Raw genomic sequence first — 797 nt, 5'->3', positions numbered from 1 at the left:
GAAGTACACCGTAAGGAACGTCAGTCATTAGTTGACGCTTAACAGCAGCTTCTAGCGCTTCAGTTAGCTCTTCTTTGCTTGTGCTGTTACCTTGAACGGCTGCGTATTCGTTCCAATCGCGGATGTAGTAGCGTTGAGGTTCTGTATCTTTAGAAGAGTAGAAGCTACCAGGAGGGAACTCACTGATCGTCTTACAAACTGGAACCAGTGCTTTCATCTCTGAAGCAACGTAATAGTTGCCGTGCTCATCGTAGCCTTGGTAAAGCGGGATGATGCCAATATGGTCGCGGCCGACTAGGTATTCGTCTTTCTCTTCGTCATATAAAACGAAAGCGAAAATACCGTTAAGTTCTTCTAAAAGGTCGGCACCCATCTCTTGGTAAAGCGCAAGAATGACTTCACAATCAGAGTCAGTTTGGAACTGGTATTTATCTTCATAGCGAGCGCGAAGTTCTTTGTGGTTATAGATTTCGCCATTGACTGCAAGAATGTGTTTTTTGTCTTGGCTATATAGTGGTTGAGCACCACTATTTAGGCCGACGATAGCTAGACGCTCGTGAGCAAGGATAGCTTTTTCACCAGCATAGATACCAGACCAGTCTGGGCCACGGTGACGAAGCTTTTTAGACATTTCTAAAGCAATAGGGCGAAGTGCTGCGGCATCACTTTTAATGTCGAGAATGCCAAATACTGAACACATAGAACTTCCTTTTAAATAATTTCTAAATCAACTGTATTCAATTTGCCATTCTGGCTAAAAAAAGCAACCGAATATGAGCAAAAAAATAATATAAAGG

General features: G+C 42.8%; 1 pseudogene. It reads right to left on the bottom strand.

The features are described 5' to 3' along the window. Window positions 1–700 (bottom strand): annotated as a pseudogene (gene asnB, locus AB4496_RS27830) (asparagine synthase B); the annotation flags it as partial. Window positions 701–797 lie beyond the last annotated feature (97 nt).

It is taken from the genome of Vibrio sp. 10N.222.46.A1, from assembly GCF_041473595.1.
Classification (GTDB): Bacteria; Pseudomonadota; Gammaproteobacteria; order Enterobacterales; family Vibrionaceae; genus Vibrio; species Vibrio tasmaniensis_A.
This window is presented reverse-complemented; position numbering and strand designations above follow the sequence as displayed.